The 4,148-nt window shown below is 68.7% G+C and carries 3 protein-coding genes; all 3 read left to right on the forward strand.

The window, feature by feature from the left end; genetic code table 11:
* The coding region (locus tag VFE05_05835; protein HET6229583.1) for a RagB/SusD family nutrient uptake outer membrane protein at positions 1-666 on the forward strand (666 nt) is incomplete at its 5' end.
* Between the two features lie 185 nt (positions 667-851).
* Entirely contained in the window at positions 852-1,802 is a 951-nt protein-coding gene (locus VFE05_05840; GenBank protein ID HET6229584.1) for a hypothetical protein, read from the forward strand.
* Positions 1,799-3,760 carry a DUF2264 domain-containing protein gene (locus VFE05_05845; protein ID HET6229585.1) on the forward strand — a complete coding sequence of 654 codons (1,962 nt, stop codon included), beginning with the start codon at positions 1,799-1,801 and terminating at the stop codon, positions 3,758-3,760. Before VFE05_05840 ends, VFE05_05845 begins: the two co-directional genes overlap by 4 nt.
* Positions 3,761-4,148: the final 388 nt, after the last annotated feature.

The raw sequence follows: 4,148 nt of genomic DNA on the forward strand, positions 1-4,148 counted from the left end.
TACTACACGCTGAAAGGGATCAACGTCGCGCAGCCGGGATACGCGGGCCGTGGGATCGGTCGGATCGCTCCCACCAAGTGGGCCATCAATCTGTACGAACCGCAGGATGATCGCGGCTCTCCGTACGCGATGAGAAAGTTCCTGATCTACAATGACCCGGCGACCCTTCCCAAGGGGAAGGCCCTGGGCGACACGCTCAAGCTGGCCTGGAACAAGGAGACGACGAACGATCCGCTCTGGCCGAGTCCCAGGAAGTGGGACTGGATCAACGACGTGGATCCCACCGGCGGCTACCAGTACAACGACCAGCCCTACCTCCGGCTCGCGGAGACCTACCTGCTTCTCGCGGAAGCGCAGTTCAAGCAAGGGAAGCTGGATGAGGCGGCGCAGAGCCTCAACGCGCTACGGACCCGCTCCCATGCCTCGCAGATCACGGCGAGCCAGGTGACCCTGGACTTCATCCTGGATGAGCGCTCGCGGGAGCTCCTCTCGGAAGAGCACCGGCGCTACACGCTGCTGCGCACCGGCACCTGGATGGATCGGACGCGAAAGTACAACCCACTCACGGCTCCGTTCATCACCGCGCGTGACACGCTGCTTCCCATCCCGCAGGGCGTGATCGACGCGAATCTCAGCAAGGGTATGAGGCAGAACCCCGGGTACTGATCGCGGTCTGCCCGAGGTACTGATCGCCGTTAGGCGGTTCCCCGCTGGGGGGAACCGCCGTGCCGGGTCGTTTCCGCCAACACCAGGTAAGGACTCTCTGAGCCATGCATCTTCGAACTGTCTCCCGTCAGCTCGCCCCGGCGCTGCTCCTGGTCGCGGCCGGCGCGTGCCGATCCGCATCGTCGATGCAGACGCTGACGGACTCCGGCTCACCGCCCACCGGGGCATCGGCCCTGGAGAGCGCGGACCTCTGGAACTATCCGAACCGGAACTTCTTCCGCTGCGTCGTCCTGAAAGCCGACTCCACTCCACTCCTCTTCGAAGATGGCCGGCCCGTGGGTAAGGCTGGAGAGTACGTGGTCCGAACCAGCGCTACCCGCTACGACGGCGCGCCCCGCGGCGCCAACCCGGTGGACCGGATGTCGTGCCGCCCGGGAGAGATCCGGCTGGACGCGCACGAGGCGCTCGAGACCACTCGCGGGCTCCTGCACTTCCACAAGGGCGGCCAGGGCTACTCGGATTCCCGAGTTCCATACGGTCACATCGAGGCGGCCGACATCGTCGGCGGTGACGAGGTGGCCACCCAACGGGCACGCTCGCTTCCGACGGAATGGGGCGCCCCCAGCGCGGCCGCTGGCGGAGGGTGGAACGAGAAGCTCCGTAACGGCCGCGGTTGCGAGGCGGTGCCCGGGCAGGAGTTCCGCATCGCCCTCGTCCCGCAGGGCAGCCCCGACGCGCTTCCCAACGACTGGCAGTACAAACCGAACCAGAATGGCTCGCGATACGCCAAATACGCCGACGCCGGTCCGGAGCAGGGTGCCGGCACCATGCATTACGCGTATCTCGTCTGGAGCTGGATGCTCCGCGGCGACGGGGTCACGACCAGCGGGGGGGGCGGAATGGTTCGCGCGCTCATCCGCGACGGCCAACCGTTCTACCGCTGCGCAGTGAGCCCCATCGACGGCATCGCCTACGCGCCAGGTACCGCGACGGAGGCCGGCCGCGTGACCGCCGTCTACGGCAAGACGCGCGCGTCGGAGGACGGGCCGTGGGTCTACGGCTGGACCGTCTTCTCCCATCGCCGCAAGCTGGCCGACGGGGCGTATGCGCCGGCGATCCTGCACATGGCCAGGTGAGCGACGTGATTCAGCGCCGCGACTTTCTCAAGCTGGCTACCGCGGCGTTCGCCGGGGCTGCCGTGACTCCCGCCCGTCTCGATGCGTTCGAGAAGACACTGGTGCGCAACGATGTCTTCGATGCCTACGCTCTGCGCATGCTGGAGGGCTTCGTACGCAACGCGCGCCGCACCGCGCCAGGCTACGCCGTGTGCGACTTCGCCGGCGGCACGCTGGTGGCGAGCTGCGTCACGCCGTCGGGGAAGACGTACGTCTCGGTGGCGCGCATCCTCCCGCTGCTCAGCGAGTGGCTGGCTGCGGGAAAGCCCCGCGTCATCGAGGTGGACGGCGAGGCGGTGGACCTGGGGGAGGTGGCGGTGTCCATCTTCCGCAACGCGTTCGACCCCGAGTTCCCGCACTTCTGGGGCAAGCCGCCGGCGGACAAGAAGACGCAGCGCTCAGTCGAGGCCGCGCTGGTGGCGGACGCTCTCTGGCGCATGCGCACCCTCGTGCTCGAGCGGCTCACGACGGGCGAGCGCGCGAACGTGCAGGCGTGGCTGGCCAGCTGCACCAGCGTCCCCGAGCGCGACAACAACCACGCGTGGTTCCACTGCATCAACCAGTCGGCGCGGCTCCGACTCGCCGAGCAGTGGCCCGAGTTCAGCGGCGACGAAGCGTGGATGCTGGCCGACCTGCAGGCGCTCGACGCGCTGTTCGTCACGGGCCAGGACGGCTGGTACAGCGACTCGCCGCAGATCCCCATCTACGATCTCTACAACTTCTGGACGTTCGGCAACTTCCCGCTCATCTGGAGCGGGATCATCGGCGAGCGCTATCCGGAGTGGGCCGCGAAGTTCAAGGAGCGGGCGCGGCTCTTCTTGGAGAAGGCACCCTACTTCTTCGCGCCCGACGGCAGCCAGCCCTGGTTCGGGCGCTCGCTCCTCTACCGATGGGCCGCGCTCTCCCCGCTCCTGCTCGGCTACCGCCAGGGCGTCTGGCCGCACTCGCCGGGACTGTTGCGGCGCATCGTCCGCACGAACCTGGAATACCACTGGCGGCTGGGCGCCTTCGACCCCGCCACGGCGAAGCTCCGCGAGACGTTCTCGGCGGAGGGCACCCCCGCGGTGCGCGACTTCTACATCGACAACGGCAGCCCGTACTGGGTGACGCTGGGGATGCTGATGTACTCCATCCCCGCGTCGGACCCGTTCTGGACCGCGCCCGAGGAGCCGCTGCCGGTGGAGCGCGGCGACTTCGCGGTCCGCTTCGAGGGGCCGCAGATGATGGTCGTGGGCACGCGGGCGAGTGGGCAGGTGCGGTGGATGCAGGCCCGCAACGCGCCCAAGTCGTGGCGCTACCGCGACCACTACACGAAGTTCGTCGCCTCCTCGCACTTCCCGCTGAACATCGTCCAGGACGAGAAGCGCGCCCCGTGGGACGGCGCGCTCGTCTTTCGTAACCGCGCCACCGGCAACATGGCCGGCCGAGTCGGCGTGATCGACGGCGAGCTGCTGCAGGACGGTGTGCGAACGCACTGGTTCACCGAGCTGGACGGACACCGGATCGAGGTGGAGAGCCGGGTGCGCCTGGACGGCGAGTTCGAGGGGCGCAGCCATAAGCTGCTCAACCCCGAGGCACTCCGCGGCCTGGACCTGGAGATCCTGGAGGGCTCGCACGCGCTGGGGCTGCGCGAAGGAGACGCGGCCCAGGTGGAAACCGGCGAGGGGTGGCGCTCGCTCCGCTCGCCGAGCACGGGCTACCGCGTGGTGAGCTGGCAGCTGGGCGGCTACATGGCGCTGGCGGGTGGCGAGAGTCGCGAGAATCTGGTGTACCCGCGCGCCGCCGTGAACACGCTCTCCGTGCGGCTCCCGGGACCCACCACCTTCGCGAGCCTCCACTACGCGAGCCCGAAGCCGCTCGAGCTCCGCGACGTGCTGCGCCGCGGGCGCGAACTGGCCGCGTGGGTGACGGGTGCCTAACGCGCACGCACTGAACGCGCGTCCCCTCGACCGCCTGCGTCGTGCTGCGCGTACGGAGCCGCGCAGCGTGCGCTGCGTGCGCTGCGTGCGCTGCAATGACTCGGTGCACCGGCCAAGGGCGTGATACACCCGCTGCATCCTCAAGCACTCGAGTGCGCGCCATCGGGCGTATCGTCGCCCGGCCCCGGCGTGCCCTGTGTTCAGCTCCACCATCCGAGACGTTCATGAGATTTCGTGCACTGTTGGCCGCCACGCTCGCTCTGATGCTGCTGCCCGCCGGCCTGGCCGCCCAAGCCGCTCCGGTGCGCGCACGCTACGCGATCAACGACGGGTGGAAGTTCCTGGCCGGCGGACAGGACTACGCTTGGGTCCGCGCCGTCTCGGACGC

The organism is Longimicrobiaceae bacterium (genome assembly GCA_035696245.1).
Classification (GTDB): domain Bacteria; phylum Gemmatimonadota; class Gemmatimonadetes; order Longimicrobiales; family Longimicrobiaceae; genus DASRQW01.